General features: G+C 67.5%; 15 protein-coding genes. 6 read left to right on the forward strand and 9 right to left on the reverse strand.

The window, feature by feature from the left end; translation table 11 throughout:
* Positions 1-2: 2 nt before the first annotated feature.
* The 5 genes from ABIB15_RS06380 to ABIB15_RS06400 all read right to left on the reverse strand — a co-directional run bounded on the left by ABIB15_RS06380 (position 3) and on the right by ABIB15_RS06400 (position 4978).
* Positions 3-812 carry a CDP-alcohol phosphatidyltransferase family protein gene (locus ABIB15_RS06380; protein ID WP_354476162.1) on the reverse strand — a complete coding sequence of 270 codons (810 nt, stop codon included), beginning with the start codon at positions 810-812 and terminating at the stop codon, positions 3-5.
* A gap of 5 nt (positions 813-817) precedes the next feature.
* The gene (locus ABIB15_RS06385; protein ID WP_354476265.1) at positions 818-1855 is read right to left on the reverse strand and encodes a glycosyltransferase family 2 protein; all 1038 of its coding nucleotides are present in this window, start codon (positions 1853-1855) and stop codon (positions 818-820) included.
* A 103-nt stretch (positions 1856-1958) separates the two neighbouring features.
* Complete coding sequence (locus ABIB15_RS06390; RefSeq protein ID WP_354476163.1) at positions 1959-3527, reverse strand: S1C family serine protease; 1569 nt, start codon at positions 3525-3527, stop codon at positions 1959-1961.
* Positions 3528-3650: 123 nt separating this feature from the next.
* On the reverse strand, positions 3651-4310 hold the full coding sequence (locus ABIB15_RS06395; RefSeq protein WP_354476164.1) for a PKD domain-containing protein: 660 nt from the start codon (positions 4308-4310) through the stop codon (positions 3651-3653).
* Positions 4311-4429: 119 nt separating this feature from the next.
* Positions 4430-4978 (reverse strand): hypothetical protein, encoded by a 549-nt coding sequence (locus ABIB15_RS06400; protein ID WP_354476165.1) that lies wholly within the window; start codon positions 4976-4978, stop codon positions 4430-4432.
* A gap of 70 nt (positions 4979-5048) precedes the next feature.
* Here ABIB15_RS06400 and ABIB15_RS06405 point away from each other — a divergent pair, with 70 nt between their 5' ends.
* A complete protein-coding gene (locus ABIB15_RS06405) occupies positions 5049-6245 on the forward strand; it encodes a pyridoxal phosphate-dependent aminotransferase (protein WP_354476166.1) in 1197 nt (398 codons plus the stop codon).
* A gap of 12 nt (positions 6246-6257) precedes the next feature.
* On the opposite strand, the gene ABIB15_RS06410 is transcribed toward ABIB15_RS06405, so the two are convergent.
* Complete coding sequence (locus tag ABIB15_RS06410) at positions 6258-7079, reverse strand: carbon-nitrogen hydrolase family protein (protein ID WP_354476167.1); 822 nt, start codon at positions 7077-7079, stop codon at positions 6258-6260.
* A 66-nt stretch (positions 7080-7145) separates the two neighbouring features.
* Between ABIB15_RS06410 and ABIB15_RS06415 the strand changes: the two genes are divergently transcribed.
* On the forward strand, positions 7146-8186 hold the full coding sequence (locus ABIB15_RS06415; RefSeq protein ID WP_354476168.1) for a LacI family DNA-binding transcriptional regulator: 1041 nt from the start codon (positions 7146-7148) through the stop codon (positions 8184-8186).
* Here ABIB15_RS06415 and ABIB15_RS06420 read toward each other — a convergent pair.
* The 3 genes from ABIB15_RS06420 to ABIB15_RS06430 form a co-directional block, all read right to left on the reverse strand.
* Positions 8172-9596, reverse strand: coding sequence for a lipase maturation factor family protein (locus ABIB15_RS06420; RefSeq protein ID WP_354476169.1), 1425 nt, complete (start codon positions 9594-9596; stop codon positions 8172-8174). The two genes, ABIB15_RS06415 and ABIB15_RS06420, sit on opposite strands and share 15 nt — an antisense overlap.
* Positions 9597-9618: 22 nt before the next feature.
* Positions 9619-9939, reverse strand: coding sequence for a GYD domain-containing protein (locus tag ABIB15_RS06425; RefSeq protein WP_354476170.1), 321 nt, complete (start codon positions 9937-9939; stop codon positions 9619-9621).
* Positions 9940-10051: 112 nt separating this feature from the next.
* A complete protein-coding gene (locus ABIB15_RS06430) occupies positions 10052-11257 on the reverse strand; it encodes a PucR family transcriptional regulator (RefSeq protein WP_354476171.1) in 1206 nt (401 codons plus the stop codon).
* 134 nt (positions 11258-11391) lie between these two features.
* On the opposite strand from ABIB15_RS06430, the gene ABIB15_RS06435 reads away from it, so the two are divergent.
* The 4 genes from ABIB15_RS06435 to ABIB15_RS06450 all read left to right on the forward strand — a co-directional run bounded on the left by ABIB15_RS06435 (position 11392) and on the right by ABIB15_RS06450 (position 17025).
* Complete coding sequence (locus ABIB15_RS06435; RefSeq protein ID WP_354476172.1) at positions 11392-13140, forward strand: aldehyde dehydrogenase family protein; 1749 nt, start codon at positions 11392-11394, stop codon at positions 13138-13140.
* A gap of 8 nt (positions 13141-13148) precedes the next feature.
* A complete protein-coding gene (locus tag ABIB15_RS06440) occupies positions 13149-14735 on the forward strand; it encodes an AMP-binding protein (RefSeq protein ID WP_354476173.1) in 1587 nt (528 codons plus the stop codon).
* A complete protein-coding gene (locus ABIB15_RS06445) occupies positions 14732-16363 on the forward strand; it encodes a GMC family oxidoreductase (protein ID WP_354476174.1) in 1632 nt (543 codons plus the stop codon). Before ABIB15_RS06440 ends, ABIB15_RS06445 begins: the two co-directional genes overlap by 4 nt.
* Before the next feature lie 215 nt (positions 16364-16578).
* On the forward strand, positions 16579-17025 hold the full coding sequence (locus ABIB15_RS06450) for a hypothetical protein (protein WP_354476175.1): 447 nt from the start codon (positions 16579-16581) through the stop codon (positions 17023-17025).
* Positions 17026-17048: the final 23 nt, after the last annotated feature.

Consider the following 17048-nt stretch of genomic DNA (forward strand, 5'->3'; position numbering starts at 1 on the left):
GCTCAGGACCGCACCCGCTTCGACGCCATGATGGCCACGAAGTGGCCCACGAGAGCGAGCACCGCGAAGGCCAGCAGCGCGACGATGAGAATCCGGTCGACGAGCGGGCTGCCGACGGCCAGTCCGGCGATCGCCGCGACGAAGGCGATGATCGTGAGCTCGACCGAGTGGTAGAGGCGGTGGAACGGCACGAAGCGGGCCAGTCGACGGAGCCTGGCCACGAGCCGGTGGCTCGGTTCGGCCTCCCCCTTGCGGTCGGCGAGCCGCGCAAGGCCGGCGTTGGCGCGCGCAACATGAACCATGTCGTTGAGCGCCTTGTTGAGCACGATCACGAGTGCGAGCGCGAAGCCGAGGGTCGTCCAGAGGTAGTCCACCCCGGTGTCGAACGGGTAGCCGGCGGCGCGGATGCCGAGCGCGATCGGGATGAGGGCCTCGGTCGTGTAGTGCCCGACCTTGTCAAGGAACACCCCTGCCGGGGAGCGGGTGTTGCGCCAACGGGCGACCTCCCCGTCGCTGCAGTCGACGAGCATCTGCAGCTGGCCGAGCACGAGCGCGAGAGCTGCGCCTCCGATGCCCGGGATGAGGAGCGCGGCGGCGGTGGACCAGCCCACGAGGATCATCAGGCCCGTGACGCCGTTCGCCGAGATCGACGTCTTGAGCAGCGTCCACGTCAGGTAGGGCGAGATGTCGCGCAGGTAGAGCGACGCCGTCCAGTGCTCCGCGTTGGCGCGCAGTCGAACCTCGGGAGGCTGCGTGACCTCGCGCAGCGCGGCGATGCTCGACGGTCGTTGGCTGGAGTCATGAAGCGACATTCCAGTCACCTTCCCGTGTGTGCCGTGATGTTCCTGGTCAGCTTCAGGAAGCCGAGCACGAAGCCGATGCCCCACGCGAAGTGGATGCACGGCAAGACTACGAGATACCAGAGCGCGCTACGCACACCGTCGCTGCGCACGACGGGCACCGCGGCGACGACCACGAAGGCGAGGTACAGGGCGGGCACCGCCAGGGCCAACGCGAGGGCGCCGGCCGCGGTTCCGGGCAAGAACAGTCCGATGACGCCGAGAATGAGCCCGACCGTGACGCCGAGCACCATCGCCGGGGGGACGAAGTAGCGCAGCGAGTTCGCGCGCGGGAAGCGGCGGGCGAGTTCGCCGCGCCATAGTCCTGTGGCGACGAACTGGCGGACGAGCTTGCGCAGGCTCGAGCGTGGCCGGTAGACGACCTTCAGGTCGGGGGTGAACCACACAGTGCCGCCCGTCGCGCGCAGCCGGCGGTTGAGCTCCCAGTCCTGGCCGCGCTTGATCCCCTCGTCGAAGAGCCCGACCTCGACGAGACGATGTCGCTGGAACACGCCGAGATAGGCGGTCTCCGACGGCCCCTCCCGACCACCGACGTGGTGCGGGGTGCCGCCGAGGCCGGCGCGGGCTCCGTAGGCCCGCGCAACGGCCTTTTCGAACGGGGTCTCGCCCTCCGCCTGCATGATCCCGCCGACATTGTCGGCGCCCGTGCGCAGTAGCGTCGTCACGGCAATTCGCGTGTAGTCCCTGGGCAGCACCGAATGCGCGTCGACCCGGACCACGATCGGATGCGTCGACGCGCGGATGGCCGCATTGAGCCCGCCCGGCGTCGAGCCAAGCTCGTTCTCGATGCGGCGGATGCGGGGGTCGGCCCGAGCGAGCCCGTCGATCACATCGTTCGTGCCGTCGACGCTCGGGCCGAGCGCGAGCACGACCTCACACGGCCCGTCGTAGTCCTGGCTGGTGAGGCTCAGGACCGCCGCCTCGATGTGATCGACCTCGTTGAGAACAGGCATCACGTACGACACCCCGGGAGATGTCTCGCTCGTCACATGCAGTCCAGTCGTACGGCCGAGGTCTGAGTAGTTCGCCACCGACGGCCGATCCGGCAAGCTGGCCCGAGCCTAACAGCCCGCAATCCCCCTAGCCGAGGGATCCGCGCTAGCCGAGGGATCCGAGCGTGACCGTTGCCGTGGCACGCTTTCCGTCGCGCACATAGGTGATCTCCGCCTCGGCGCCCGCGGGAAGTGCGCGCACCTGAGCGGTCAGGTCGGTCTTTCCGGTCACGGGGAGACCGTTGATCCCGGTGATGATGTCGCTGGTCTTGAGGCCGCCGCCTGCAGCGGCCCCGCCGGGCGAGACCTGCTGGATCTGCGCGCCGACAACCGGCGCTGTCTCGCTCGTGACGTCAGACACCGTGGCGCCGAGGAGTCCGTGGCTTCCGGTGCCGGTCTCGATCAGCTCCTGGGCGATGCGCTTGGCGACGTTGGAGGGAATGGCGAAGCCGACGCCGATGCTTCCGGCCGTCGACTGTCCTCCCCCGCCGGCGCTCGCGATCGCGACGTTGATGCCGATGACCTTGCCATCGCTGTCGAGCAGGGCGCCGCCGGAGTTGCCGGGGTTGATTGCGGCATCCGTCTGGATCACCGACAGCGCGATGGTGGACGACCCCGAGGGTGCGGGGGTGTCGCCCTCGGGCGTGCCGCCCTCTGGGGTGTCGAAGCGCCAGAAGTCGAACGGGTCGGTGCCGTCGGGCGCCCCGCTGTCCGGGGCCTCGCCGTCCGGGGTCTTGGGCGCCGCGGACGATGCGACCGTGATGCTGCGGTTGAGCGAGCTGACAATGCCGGTCGTCACAGTGTTGGACAATCCGAGCGGAGCGCCGATCGCGATCGCCGGGTCCCCGACGTTGAGCTCGCTCGAGTCGGCGAATTCCGCCGCCTCAAAGTTGTTGCCACCGTCGATCTTGATGACCGCGAGGTCCGAGATGGGGTCGGCCCCGACGATCTCGGTCTTGTAGAGCCGGCCATCGCTGGCCTGCACCGAGACGGTCGGGGAGCCGGCAGCCCCGTCGAGGGTGACGACGTGGGCGTTGGTGAGCACGTACCCGTCCTCGCTAATGATTACGCCCGAACCTGTTCCGCCGGCGCCCGAGCCGTCGGCCACCGAAATGGTGACGACGGATGGACCGGCGGCCGCGGCGACGGCGGTGACCGTCGTCGCGTTCGACGGGTCGTTCACGGTGATGTTCGCGGGTCCGTTCGACGAGTTGGACGTCTCGCTGACCTGGGCGGAGCCCATTGCGATCGCGGTGACTCCGGCGCCGGACACTCCGCCCACGAGGGCGCCGATGGCGAGCGCCGCGATCAGGCTGACGCTCGACCCTCGCTTCGCTGGATTATTGCCGGTCGGTGCTGATGCGGCGGGGAACCGCTCGGGGCCGGGCACCTCGGTGGACCGGTTCGCGCTGAAGGCGGGGGGAACCACGCCCGGCGCAGGTGGCGCGTAGCCGTCGGGAGATGTCGAGGCGGGCTGGGCATAGCCGGAGAGGGGCGTCGCGGCTGGCGGCGCGGGCGGACCATAGTTCGACGCGGCGGGCGTGACCGGGGCGGTGGGAGCGTGCGAGAAGGGCGAGTCCGCCTGCCCGCCGTCGAGGGGTCGCGTAGCGTTCGCATCGGTCGGGTTTTCGGGCATTTCGGAGCCAGGATTCTGGTTCTGGGTCTCGTCAGTCATGAGGGTGCTCCTTCCAAGCGCTGTCAGCATTTCCCGCCAACCTGTGCATTCTATTTGTCCACGCTGTGAGCGGGCCTCGGCTGGTACAGGGTTTCGATCCCGGTAATTCGAGGCGCGGGATGCTCAACACCCCGGTGACAGGCGGGCGGTGCACTCCGTTCCGACGAGAACTGTTTTCGCGTCACTGGCCGACACAGTGAGGCGGTTTGCTGGCACGCTGACAGTGCCGGCGATAGGAATCCACTCGGCTCCTCCGAAGCGGTACTCTGCTGCGAATCCAACCGTGAGGGTGATATCGAAAGTTCCCGGCTGAGCGTAGACATGGCTCGTGGGCGTGCGATCGAATTCCGCCAACCCGAGGTGGCTCCAGGACCATCCACCCGTCTGAAATGTGGCGGACTCGCCGTCACCGTAGTCCCAGCGGTAGGAAACCGGAGTAAACCGCACCGAGGCGGGGATACCGAGCAGCAGGTCGTCCTGCACTTGGGTAACGGTCGCGGTGTAGAAGTTCGTGTGCAGCCCGACGACCGACCAGCCGTCCGGCTGCATCCGGTGCACCTGGACCACAGGGCGGAAGTTGACGAGATCGCTGAGGGTGATCGGGCCGCGCCCCTCGAGCGGGCCGGTGACGGTGTACTGGTCGCGGCAGACCCTGCCGGTGGGGTCGCAGATCGGAGCGATCGGTGGCGGAGCGTTGACCGCGCCCGCTGACCCGCCACCGGGCTGCGGCGCCGAGCCCGGAACGGTGACGGAGGTGCCGAGATCGATCCCGTCGGGATTCACGACGGGTGTCGCGGTTGGTGGCGCGCATGCCTCCCCACTTGCCCCCCACGCTGCGCATCCTGCCCCCGTTGCAGGAACTGTTTGCCCCGGCGCCGCGCCCGGAGCAATGAGCAGGGCGATTAACAGAAGTTCGAGCCGGACCACGACTGAGACTCCGTCAAGAGAAGTGAGCCTTCATCCCCAAGCGTGAGGGCGACCTCCAGCGGGAATCTGGTTGTCCTTTCTTCGGTGGCCGTCGAAGCGCCGCCTGAATCGACCAACTTTGTACCGGACGTGTCCAAGCAGAGGTAGACGGTCACGTCGCCCGTGGCCTTGTCGTAGCTCTGAACCCGCACTGTGTCGAAGGTCTGTTCACCGACTCCACGAAGGGAATCACCACGAATGGCAGCGAAAACCTCAAGCTCCTGCTCGTAAGCGTTTCCTGTCGAAACCTCCGCCATTCGCTCTGGTTGGACACCTCCCTCATGTGCCACTTGGCTCCCAAGGTCCAGATACGCCGCATACGCCTCCGTCGCCGCCGCCAGGGCCTCCTCCTCCGACGCGAACACGGGGGACGCGCTCACGGCAGGAGCCGGAGGTTCCACGGGGGCCGCCGCGAAGCATCCGCTCACGGCGAGCACGGCGAGCGCGGCCAACGCCAGCGCCGGGACGCGCGGATACTCCCTCATGAGCCGACGGTAGGCCCCGGGAGGATCTCGCGCCAGATCTATCCACAACCCACGCGATAGGTTGGAGGCCATGACGATCTCCGGAGCCTGGGCTCGAACCGCCCGCGCCGCCATGCTGCTCGGCGACGACGGCACACTCCGCCCGACGATCTTCGCGGAGATGTCCGCGCTCGCGGCCGCCTCGGGGGCGATCAACCTCGGCCAGGGCTTCCCCGACCAGGATGGACCCCAGGAGGTGCTGGTCGCGGCGCAGCGAGCCATCGCCGACGGAATGAACCAGTACCCGCCCGGCTTGGGAATGCCCGTTCTGCGCGAGGCCATCGCCGAGCACCAGGCGCGCTTCTATGACATCTCGGTCGACTCCGACCGCGAGGTGCTCGTCACCGCGGGAGCCACCGAGGCGCTGGCGGCCACGATCCTCGCCCTCGCCGACGAGGGCGACGAGGTCGTCACGCTCGAGCCGTTCTACGACTCCTACGCCGCCATGATCGGGCTGAGCAGAGCGACTCACCGCACCGTGCCGCTCCGGGAACCCGACTTCTTGCCCGATCATGACGACCTGCGCGCAGCGGTGACCGACCGCACCCGTCTCATCCTCATCAACAATCCGCACAACCCCACCGGTGCGGTGCTCCCGCGCGAGACCCTCGAGCTCATTGTCGAGCTCGCCCACGAGCACGACGCGATCGTCGTGACCGACGAGGTGTACGAGCACCTGATCTTTGACGAGCCGCACATCCCGATCGCCGCGCTCCCCGGCGCCCGCGAACGCACGGTCACGATCTCGAGCGGCGGGAAGACGTTCAACACCACGGGGTGGAAGATCGGATGGATCACCGCCCCGCCGGAACTGGTGACGGCGATCATGGCGGTGAAGCAGTTCCTCACCTACGTCAACGGTGCGCCGTTCCAGCCCGCAATCGCGGTCGGCCTCCGGCTTCCCGACACCTACTTCCGCGAACTCGCTGACGACCTGCGCCGCAAGCGTGACGTTCTCTCCGCCGGACTCGTGGCGGCGGGGTTTACGATCTACCAGCCCAAGGGCGGGTATTTTGTCGTCGCGGATGCTGCGGGGCTCGGCTACCCCGACAGTGCGGAGTTCTGCCGCGCCCTCCCCGAGCTCGCGGGGGTCGCGGCGATTCCCCTCACCTCGTTCGTGCACGAGGAGAACCGGCACGAGTACCGCTCGCTCGTTCGCTTCGCATTCTGCAAGCGGGTCGAGGTGCTCGAACGGGCATCCGCCCAGCTGGAGCGCCTCGCACGATGATGCGCGCCCCGGCTACCGCTCCGTGACGCCGAACCGGCGCAGCGCGAGCGCGGGGTTGCGGGTTCGGACCTCCTCGATGCGGGACCTCGACACCCACGCGATCGCGACGTCGGTCTGCTCTCCCACGGTCGCAAGCTCCACCCCCATGGGGTCAACGATCATGCTGTTGCCGGCGCCGATCGGCGGCGCCTGGTCTGCTGCGGCGACGTAGAGGGTGTTCTCGAGCGCCCGTGCCGTGACGAGGGTGCGCCAGTGCTGTTCCTTGAGCGGCCCGCGCACCCATTCCGACGGCAGCACAACGACATCAACGCCCGCGTCCGCCAGGCGCCGGGTGACCTCGGGAAACCGGATGTCGTAGCAGGTCTGCAGGCCGATCGTGAGGCCGTCGACGGTGAAAGTCTCGGGCTGCTCGATCGGGCCGGCAACGACGAAGTCGCTCTCGCGCTGGCCGAACGCGTCGTAGAGGTGCATCTTGCGATACTTCGCGATGAGCACCCCGCGGGGGTCGACGGCGACAAGGGTATTCGACAGGCGCGCCGGGTCGGTCGTGGTCTCGAGCATGCCGGCGACGAGGTGCACCCCGAGAACCTTCGCGATCGCGGCGAGCCCGGCGACGAACTCCCCGTCGAGCGGCTCCGCCGCGGCAACCGATTCCGGGCCGAGCTGGGCCTCAAAGAAGGCGGAGTACTCCGGGAAGACGACGAGCCTCGCCCCCCGGGACGCCGCGAGCGTTGCGAGATCTCTCAATGTCTCGAGGTTGGCCGCCCGATCGACAGTGGGGGCAAATTGGGCCACAGCGATCGCCGTCGAATCGGCCGGACGCGAAGTGTACATCGGCCCAGCCTAAGCCGAAGCCGCGCTGCGGCGGGGGTTAGTCTTAAGGTACTCAAGGGGCAGGGGATGACTGTGGCAGTCACGCGGGCGGATGTGGCGCGGCGTGCTGGCGTGTCGCCGGCCGTCGTGAGTTACGTGCTGAACCCCGGGTCCCGCCCGGTTTCGGCGGCCGCCCGTGCTCGCATCGAGCAGGCAATTCTCGAGACCGGGTACCGCCCCAACGCGATCGCACAGGCGCTGCGCCGGTCCTCGACGATGTCGATCGGGCTCATGGTGCCCGACCTCAACAACCCGGCCACCGCGTCGCTCGTTCGCGCGATCGAAGACATCGCCTACGACGCCGGTTATGTGCTGTTCATCGGCACCGTCGGGCACGACCTCGAGCGGGAGAAGCGCTACCTGCGCACCTACGCCGACCGTCAGGTCGACGCCGTGATCATGCTCGGCGTGACCATGGGCCACCTGGCCGAGATCGCCGCCAAGGGCCTTCCCGTTCTCATCCTCGACACGATCCCGCACGGGCTCGGCGTGTCGTCGGTCGTCGCCGAAAGCCGTGAGAGTGCGGCCACGGCGGTGCGGCACCTCATCGAGGTCCACGGCCACAGCCGCGTCGCGTGCGTCACGGGTTCCGCAGCGGTGTCGAACCTGCTCGAGGAGCGCGTGAATGGATGGCGGTCCGCGCTCGAGTCGGCCGGTCTCCCCTGCGACGACGGGCTCATCGCGCGAAATGACGACCGTGACGGCGGCTACTTCGCGGCGAAGGAGCTGCTCGCCTCCGCGCGACCCACCGCCTTCTTCGTCACGACCGACATGCAGGCCGTCGGCGTGATCCGTGCTGTGCGCGAGGCGAACCTGTATGTCCCCGGCGACATCGCCGTCATGTCCTTCGACGGATCGGAGCTCGCCGCGAGGGCGTTCCCCGGCCTCAGCAGCGTCGACCCCGGCATCCAGACCATCGCCGAGACGGCGATGAAGCGCGTGCTCGCACGCCTCGACAAGTCGAACCTCGACGAGACCCACGACATCCTGCCGTCTGCACTGGTGCTCCGGCGCAGCTGCGGGTGCAACGATCCCGCGGCGGCGGCGGACGTGCTAGTCGCGCAGTGACACCGGCGGCACGAGGAGCCCGATCTCGGTGCGCACCCACCACGCCCCGCTCTCGGTGCGTTCCGCCTTGGTCGTGAAACGGTAGTCGTACACCCGCGCGCGCAGCCACCGCGGCGGCGCATCCGGGAATGGGTTCACTCGCAGCAGGCGCAGGGTCGCGCGGTCCTGCTGGAGTAGGCGCAGCATCAGGCGCTGGAACCAGCCGGTGTCGGGCGATCCGAGGGCGAGGAACCACATCTGCCAGTCCAGCCTCAGGTGGTACGGCGCGAACTGCCGTGGCATCCGCATGGGGTCGCCCGGCTTGCCCTTGAACTCGTACTCCCGCCAACGCGCTGCGGTGTCGGGGTCGTCGGAGTCGGTACCCTCGATCACCACCTCCCGCCGTCGCTTCGTGACCGTGCCGAATGCCCCATAGGCGTTGACGAGGTGGTAGCGGTTGAAGCTCGCGTTCATGAGTTGGCGGCGCGCCACGAGATTGCGGGCCGGCCAGTAGCTGAGCACGACCAGCAGCGCGGTGACCGTGAGCACGACGGCAACGAACCACACCTGCGGCGCCTCATGGCGCGGCTCGGCGAGAGCAGGGACGAGCCGCCACGCGGTGCCATCGTCGATCGCGGAGAACGCCAGCACAATCGTGATCCAGTTCAACCAGGCGAAGTTGCCGGAGATGACGAGCCACAGCTGCGTCACAATGATGAGCGTGGCGGCGATCGAGGCGACCGGCTGCGGGGCGAAGAGGAAGATCGGCACGCCGAGCTGCACGAAGTGATTGCCGAGCACCTCGAGCCGGTGCACGCGCGTCGGCATCCGGTGCGCATACCAGCTCACCGGGTTCGGCATCGGCTGCGTCTCATGGTGATAGTCGAGCGCCGTCAGGTCACGCCACTCTGCTCCCCCGCGGATCTTGATGAGCCCCGCGCCGAACTCGAGCCGGAACACGAGCCAGCGGGTGAAGAGGATGGTCACGATCGGCGGGGCGATCTCGTTGGACCCCAGGAACGCCACCACGAAGCCGGCTTCGATGAGCAGGCTCTCCCACCCGAACGAGTAGAACGTCTGCCCCACATTGACGATCGAGAGGTAGGCGGCCCACAGCACCAGAAACGCGGCCATCGGCAGCCAGGGCGGCCCGAGCTGCGGCAGGCCGATGACGAGCGAGGCGGCGATGGCCGCGCACGTCCAGCAGATCGCGAGCAGCATCCGGTCGGAATAGCGCCAGTGGAACAGGCTCGGCGACTGCCGGTAGCGGATGCGGGCGAGCAGGCGAGGCACCGGCAGCAGCCCGCGCTCGCCGAGGAGCGCCGGGAACTGGTCGATCGTCGACACGAAGGCGATCAGGTAGCACGCGGCGATCCCCCGCTGCAGCACCTGCCGCGCAAGGTCGTAGTCGACCGCGCTGAACCATTCCATCGTGCCGAAATGCTCGGCGCCCTTACCGCCCCGGGGGCCGGTACGACGGCGTCTTCTTGGCAGCTTCGTCGAGGTCCTCCGGCGTCAGAAGCGGCTTCAGACGGAGCTTCACGGCGCCGGTCGAATTGATCATGAGCGAGAGGGCGAGCGCGTCGGCCTCGTCGGGGATCTCAAAGACCCCGAGCGCATCGGTGTCCCCAAAGGCGTAATAGAAGCACTCGAGCGACCCTCCAGCGGACTTCAGGGCTTCCACGACCGCCTCGCGCCGTTTCGTACCGCCTTCACGCATGAGGCCAGTGATGCCCTCGCCAACGTAGTTCGCTTCAAACAGATACTTGGTCATGGCCGATCCCGTCCCGTGATGTGCGTGATATGGGCAATACCAGCGAGCGCTGTGCGCTGATAGTAGGCCCGCCGCGCCGCCCTGACAACGGGTGCACTCACGTGCGACCCGATCACGCCAGACGGGCCGCCCGCATCGCCGCGTACAGCTCCGCCACCTCGGACGGTCTCGACACGGAGCGACCAGTCAGCTCGGTCAGCTTCGCGAGCCTGTAGAGCACCGTATTGCGATGGCAGTGAAGCCGCAGCGCAGCTTCGGCCGTGGAGCCATCGGCTGCGAACCACGCCTCCAGCGTGTCCAGTAGCGGGGCCCGCTCTCTGGGCTCGAGTTCGAGCACCGGGCCGAGAACGTCGATTCGGAGCTCCGCCGCAGCCTGGGGGTCGCTGACGATGAGTACGTCCAGTGGCGCCGAACCGAACCGGCGAACGCCAATATTGGCCCGCGGCGTGCATCGCAACGACAACCGTGCCTGGTGCACGGCGTTTCGCGCATCCGCGAGAGAGGTCACGCTCCGGCTGATGCCGATCCGTGAGGCTGCACGTTCGGCGACGACGTTGATCGCGATAGCCACGTCCGATTCGGAGGTGCAGCCGACCAGGCCCACGAACTCGCCCTTCCATGTCGACCAGGCCGAGGCAATTCCCGCGGCGCGAAGGCGTGCGGCGATGCCGGGCATTGGGTCGGCACCCGTGCCACTCAGTTCGGCGGCGACGACGAGATAGGTGGCGTGCTCCGGAAGGTTGAGGGCACGCAGTAGGCGCGGTATCTCGCTGTGCGCGGTCTCCCCTTCCAGCAGGCTCAGGAGCATTACGCTCTTGGCCTGCTGGTCTTTGCGACCGAGGTCGTCGATGACCTCGCGGTACGACTCGGCTGCCGCGTTCGAATACTCGTCGATGATGCCCCAGACAGAGGAGGACACGCGGAGCAGCGATTCGGAACTCTGCGACGAGTGCGACCGAGCAATCATCTCCTCCCAGAGCTGCAGCCCAGCAAGGCGGTAGGCGTGCAGCAGCCCTGCCATGGGGATGCCGGACTCCGCCTTCACCCGTCCAGCGCGGCGCGGCGCGTCGAGCAATCGGTGCTCGCCCGAGAGTCCGCGAAGCAGCGCTTCCACGTTCTCAGTCACCACGGAGTGCAGCACCGGCACCGCGAGGGTGCTCTCCGTGTAGGAGTGCTCGCCGGTGAGGATCTGTTCGACGATGCGATCGGCAATGGTGCCGACGGAGCCGAGCATCTCGGCAAAAAGCGCAACGGTGTCCGTATCGATCTCGTGTGCGGCCGTCGCGGGGTTCCGAATCGCACTGTTTGCGTTGCTCATGTAAGGAACATAGCCCGGCGAAGGAGGTCACAGTTGTGCGGCCGCACAACGTCTGCCACCGAAATACGGGGCGGCTGCCTATCGGCCGCAGGGCTTCGCACGGCAACACTGGGTCTCACGATCAAAGGAGATCCATGACCATCGACGCGAGCACCCCGCTGACCGCTCCCGGTTCCGAGCTTTCCGCTTCCGTACGAGCCGCGTTCGACGCGACCATCGGCGATCTCACCGAGGGGGCTGCCACGTGGGCCTCCATGCCGCTCGCCCAACGCGCCAAACTGCTCTCGTCGACCCATGCGGCGATGGCGGCGCAGGCGCAGCGGTGGGCACTGCGCGCTCGGGACATCAAAGGATTGGGTGTGACATCCCCGCTCGTCGGCGAGGAGTGGATCTCTGGTCCCTACGCGGCGCTCGCGGGTGTCGGAACTCTCGCACACACTGTCGCCGGCCTCGCAACCGGGAAGTCGCCGCTCTCCGGAATCAAGATGGGCACCGCACCCGGCAACCGGGTCACCGTGCCGGTTCTTCCGCACACCGCGCATCAGGCGCTGCTGCTCCACGGTTTCAGCGCGGAAGTGTGGCTCAAGCCTGGCGTCACGGCAGCCGAGGCAGTGGCCTCAGCGGGCCTCGGTGAACTTACTCCGACAGCATCCGGAGGTGTCGGACTCGTGCTCGGCGCCGGCAACATCACCTCCATCCCGCCGCTGGACGTGCTGTACGAAATCGTCGCGAACAACCGGGCTGTGCTGCTGAAGCTCAACCCGATAATGGCCGGCATGATGAGCGTCTACCTCGCGGCGCTGCAGCCGCTGGTCAGCGCAAAACTGGTGCGGATCGTGCAGGGCGGGGCTGCGGAAGGAACCTACCTCGCCCACCACCCCGGCATCGCCCACGCGCACATCACCGGGAGTGCCGCGACCCATGACACGATCGTGTGGGGCACCGGGGCCGAGGCGGTGAAGCGACGGGCCGCGGGAACGCCACTGCTCGCCAAGCCGATGACGAGCGAGCTCGGAGGGGTTTCGCCCATCATCCTGGTGCCCAGCAAGTGGACCACGCGCGACCTGCGCTACCAGGCGGAGCACGTCGCCACGCAGCGCCTGCACAACGGCGGCTACAACTGCATCGCCGGACAGATCGTGGTGCTCAGCAAGGACTGGCCGCAGAAGGACGCGTTCCTCGCCGAACTGCGCTCCGCACTGGAGCGCGCACCGCAACGGCGCGCCTGGTATCCCGGCAGCGACTCCCGAATGGAGCACGCGCGATCCGCCTACCCGAAGGCGCAGCGGCTCGCCAATGGCACGCGGCTCCTGGTCGACATCAAAGTGGGCGGGGATGCCTCCGCCATCGAGTCGACCGAGTACTTCTCCCCCGTCCTCGGCGTCATCGAGCTGCCGGGCACCGGACAGGCCTACGTCGATACCGCCGTTGCGACCGTCAACCGCGACTTTCTCGGCACATTGGGTGCGAATATCATCGCCGACCCGCGCGTCATCAAGAAGCTCGGCATCGGCTTCCGGAACGCTGTCGCCGCTCTCCGGTATGGCACCGTCGCGATCAACGCGTGGACCGGGGTCGGCTTCCTCACGGCGACGGCATCGTGGGGTGCATTCCCCGGCCACACCATCGACGATGTGCAGTCGGGCATCGGAGTCGTGCATAACGCACTCCTCATCGATGACGTGGAGCGCACTGTCGTCACGGGTCCGTTCCGCCCGTTCCCTCGCTCCTTCGCGCACGGCGAGTTCGCGCTGTTCCCCAAGCCGCCCTGGTTCGTGACAGCCCGCAGCGCCCGAACCACCGGACGCCTGCTGTCCGGCTTCGTCGCCAAACCCTCGTGGGCGAAGATGCCCGCGATCTTCCTGTCCGCGTTCAAGGCTTAGCGCCCTCCGTGTTCACGAGCCCGTACCCCAACGTCAGCATCCCCGAGCTGAGCGTCTACGACTTCCTCTTCGGCTCGATCGAGGAAGCGGATCTGGATCGCATCGCCGTCACCGACGGCACATCCGGGGAGACAACGACCTACCGCGAGCTGATCGCGCAGATCGACTCCATCGCGGGCGCCCTCGCGGCCGATGGCGTCGCGGTGGGCAATGTCGTGGCCCTGCACTCGCCGAACAGCCCCGCCTTCGTGGCCGTGTTCCACGGAATCCTTCGGGCCGGTGCGACCGCGACCACCATCAATGCGCTCGCGACCGCGGACGACATCGCCTCCCAACTGTTGGACGGAGGCGCCACCCGCCTGATCACGGTCACCCCGCTACTCGAAGCCGCCCTCGCCGGCTCCCGACGCGTTGGGCTGGCTGGCGAGAACGTGATCGTGCTGGATGGGGCCGAAGGCCACCGCTCGCTGGCCGACCTGATCGGTGCGGGACTGCCAGCTCCCGAGGTCAGCTTCGACCCGAGTGTGCACCTGGCCGTGCTGCCCTTCTCCTCCGGCACGACCGCGAAGCCCAAGGGTGTCATGCTCACCCATCGCAATCTTGTCGCCAACGTCGTACAGGCGGGGCCGCTGATCGGGGTGACCTCCGATGACCGAGTGCTGGCGGTGCTGCCGTTCTTCCACATTTATGGGATGACGGTGCTGCTCAACATGGCGATCTCCACCCGAGCAACGTTGGTGACGATGCCCCGCTTCGACCTCGTCGAATTCCTGCGGATCATCACGGATCATCGCTGCAGCTACATTTTCATCGCGCCCCCGATCGCGGTGGCGTTGGCGAAGCACCCGCTGGTCGACCAGTACCAGTTGGACAGTGTGCGGGTCGTCATGTCGGGTGCAGCGTCGCTCGACGAGGCCATCGCTGCCGCCGTGGCCGAGCGTCTCAATTGCCGAATCATTCAGGGCTACGGCATGTCCGAGATGAGCCCGGTGTCGCACGCCCATGATGTGACGAGGACTGACATCCCCCTCGGCAGTGTGGGCTTCACGATCCCGAACGTCGAGTGCCGACTCATCGATCCCCTCACGGGCGACGATATTGCGGTGCCGGAGACCGGGGTGAGCGATCCCGGTGAGCTGCTGTGCCGCGGACCCAACATCATGATCGGCTACCTCGGCAATGAGCAGGCCACCCGGGAAGCCATAACCGACGACGGTTTCCTCCACACCGGCGATGTCGCCACGGTCAGCGCGGATGGTCACGTGACCATCGTCGACCGTCTCAAGGAACTCATCAAGTACAAGGGCCACCAGGTCGCACCTGCCGAGCTCGAAGCGCTCCTTCTCTCGCATCCGCTGGTCGCCGACGCCGCCGTGATCGGTGTGGCGGATGCGGATGGCGAAGAAGTGCCGAGGGCGTATGTCGTGCTGCAACCGCACGCAGGACTAACCGAAGACGAGGTGATCGCCTTCGTCGCCGAACGCGTCGCCCCGTACAAGAAAGTGAGACAGGTCGAGATGATCGAGACCATTCCGAAGTCGTCCTCCGGCAAGATTCTCCGCAAGGACCTGCGGATTCTGGCGGGCCGGTCGTGAGCGTGCGCAACGCGGGATCCTTCGACTACGTCGTCGTCGGTGCCGGTTCCGCCGGTGCAGCGCTGGCCAACAGACTGAGCGCCGACCCCTCAACCACTGTCCTGGTCCTCGAAGCGGGGGGCCCGGACAAGAACCAGGCGATTCACATCCCTGCGGCGTTCTCCGGTCTCTTCAAAAGCGACTTCGACTGGAACTACGAGACGACACCGCAGCCCGGGCTGGGCGGACGAACCGTGTATTGGCCGCGCGGGAAGGTGCTGGGCGGGTCATCCTCGCTCAACGCCATGATGTGGGTGCGCGGATTCGCAGCCGACTACGATCGCTGGGCCGAGCTGGCGGGCGCCGGCTGGTCATTCGAGTCGCTTCTGCCGATCTTCACGAGGGTCGAGAAGGTACAGGATGCGACGGACCCCGAGCACGGGGTCGCCGGCCCGATGAGCGTCGAGGCGCAGCGCAGCCCTCGGGCGCTGACTGGCACGTTCCTTCAGGCTGTGACGGAAGCCGGCTATTCGGTCGTACCGCCGAACTCGCGGCAACCCGAAGGGTTCAGCCAGACGATGCTCAGCCAGACCAAGGGTGCGCGCCACAGCACTGTCGACGGTTACCTGACCCCCGCGAAGGGGCGCAGCAACCTGACCGTGCGAACCGGCGCCCAGGCCACCCGCGTTCTGTTCGACGGGACACGCGCCGTGGGCGTGGAGTACTCAAGCGGAGGTGAACTCCACCAGTCCACAGCGCGCGCCGAGGTCATCCTCTGCGGCGGCGCCGTCAACACGCCCCAGTTGCTCATGCTCTCGGGGATCGGTGACGCCGCGCACCTGAAGTCCCTCGGCATCCCCGTGGTGGCGGACTCGCCCGAGGTCGGAGCCAACCTGCGGGATCATTTGGTGTCGTTCGTGGCGGTCGGGACCGCAGGCGGAACGCTGTTCACCGCCACGGCACGGGGCGAGGTGGGCAAATACCTGCTGCGTCGTCGCGGGATGCTCACGTCGAATGTCGCCGAGGCCTACGGGTTTGTCCGGTCGAGTGAGGCCGTCGCCTTGCCGGATATCGAGATCATCTTCGCGCCCGCCGCCTACGTCGACGAAGGTCTCTCCGGCATTCCCGCACACGGCATCAGCGTGGGGCCCATCCTCCTGCAACCCAAGAGCACGGGAACGGTCACGCTCGCCTCCGCCGATCCCCTCGACAAGCCGATCATCGACCCCCGCTACCTGTCGGATGCCGGCGGAGAGGACCGCGCGGTCATGATGGCGGGCCTGGCCATCGCAGAACGCATCTTGGCGACACCCTCGATGCGGGCGGTCGCAGACGGAACCTACCTGCGCCCGATGAACGGAGAGAATCTCGACGCGGTCACGCGTGCGGAGCAGTCGCTCAACGGCCTCTCCCACACGCTGTACCACCCCACGAGCACGGCGCGCATGGGATCGGATTCCGCGGCTCCCGTGGACGGCGACCTGCGCGTACGCGGGGTGCAGGGTCTTCGGGTCGCAGACGCCTCAGTAATGCCCGAGATCATCCGCGGGCACACCAACGCCCCCTCGATTGTGATCGGCGAAAAGGCGGCGGACCTGATCATCAGTGGCGCCCGCCAGGGGGTGCGGGAGTCCCTGACCGTCAGGTGATCTGCGATTGAGGGTCATTCTCGCCGCGGCCTGGCCGAGACCGAATGACCGATGACAATCACGCATCCGTTTCTCGGGAGCTTCATGCCCGCGGCACAGGCTGCGCCCATAAGGATTCGAGTTCTCACACGAACACCCGTTTACCCACTTCGGGTCATCTCGTGTGCCCTAATCTCGGCGTGTGAGCGCGCGTGCGCTCCAGAGCGGAGACTCCCATGGCCACCACGACAACCCCCAGCCGCCAGGCTTCCCCCCGAGTCGCGGAGGCCTCGACGCTCGACGCCCGCCGGATCGCAGTCGGGCTCGCGCTGGCTGTTACAGCGGCGATCCACGTGCTCGACCTGCCCAGCAAGGTGCAGGAGGTGCCGTACCTTGCGGTCGCGTACGTCCTGCTCATCGTGGCATCGTTCGTCATCATGGAGCGCATCTTTCGCCACGGGATTCTCATCGACTACCTCGCCGCGATCGGCCTCGGCCTCGCCATCCTGCTCGCCTTCGTCGTCAACCGCACGGTCGGAATGCCCGGCGCGACCGACGACATCGGCAACTGGCTCGAGCCTCTCGGTCTGCTGTCGCTCGTCGTCGAGGGCTTCGTCGTCTGGCAGGCCGCCGCCGCCATCGCGCTCCTGCGCCGCGCGAACGGTGCTCAGACTTCTCCCTGACAAGGTGTGGCCTGAACCGCAGC

The organism is Marisediminicola sp. UYEF4 (assembly GCF_040546025.1).
Taxonomy (GTDB): Bacteria; Actinomycetota; Actinomycetes; order Actinomycetales; family Microbacteriaceae; genus Marisediminicola.

Bases quoted from the DNA above. Each gene is read 5' to 3' on its own strand.
- ABIB15_RS06410 (WP_354476167.1), bottom strand. From the start codon at position 7,079: ATGTACACTTCGCGTCCGGCCGATTCGACGGCGATCGCTGTGGCCCAA.
- ABIB15_RS06425 (WP_354476170.1), bottom strand. From the start codon at position 9,939: ATGACCAAGTATCTGTTTGAAGCGAACTACGTTGGCGAGGGCATCACT.
- ABIB15_RS06435 (WP_354476172.1), top strand. From the start codon at position 11,392: ATGACCATCGACGCGAGCACCCCGCTGACCGCTCCCGGTTCCGAGCTT.
- ABIB15_RS06420 (WP_354476169.1), bottom strand. From the start codon at position 9,596: ATGGAATGGTTCAGCGCGGTCGACTACGACCTTGCGCGGCAGGTGCTG.
- ABIB15_RS06400 (WP_354476165.1), bottom strand. From the start codon at position 4,978: ATGAGGGAGTATCCGCGCGTCCCGGCGCTGGCGTTGGCCGCGCTCGCC.
- ABIB15_RS06450 (WP_354476175.1), top strand. From the start codon at position 16,579: ATGGCCACCACGACAACCCCCAGCCGCCAGGCTTCCCCCCGAGTCGCG.
- ABIB15_RS06415 (WP_354476168.1), top strand. From the start codon at position 7,146: ATGACTGTGGCAGTCACGCGGGCGGATGTGGCGCGGCGTGCTGGCGTG.
- ABIB15_RS06390 (WP_354476163.1), bottom strand. From the start codon at position 3,527: ATGACTGACGAGACCCAGAACCAGAATCCTGGCTCCGAAATGCCCGAA.
- ABIB15_RS06405 (WP_354476166.1), top strand. From the start codon at position 5,049: ATGACGATCTCCGGAGCCTGGGCTCGAACCGCCCGCGCCGCCATGCTG.
- ABIB15_RS06380 (WP_354476162.1), bottom strand. From the start codon at position 812: ATGTCGCTTCATGACTCCAGCCAACGACCGTCGAGCATCGCCGCGCTG.
- ABIB15_RS06430 (WP_354476171.1), bottom strand. From the start codon at position 11,257: ATGAGCAACGCAAACAGTGCGATTCGGAACCCCGCGACGGCCGCACAC.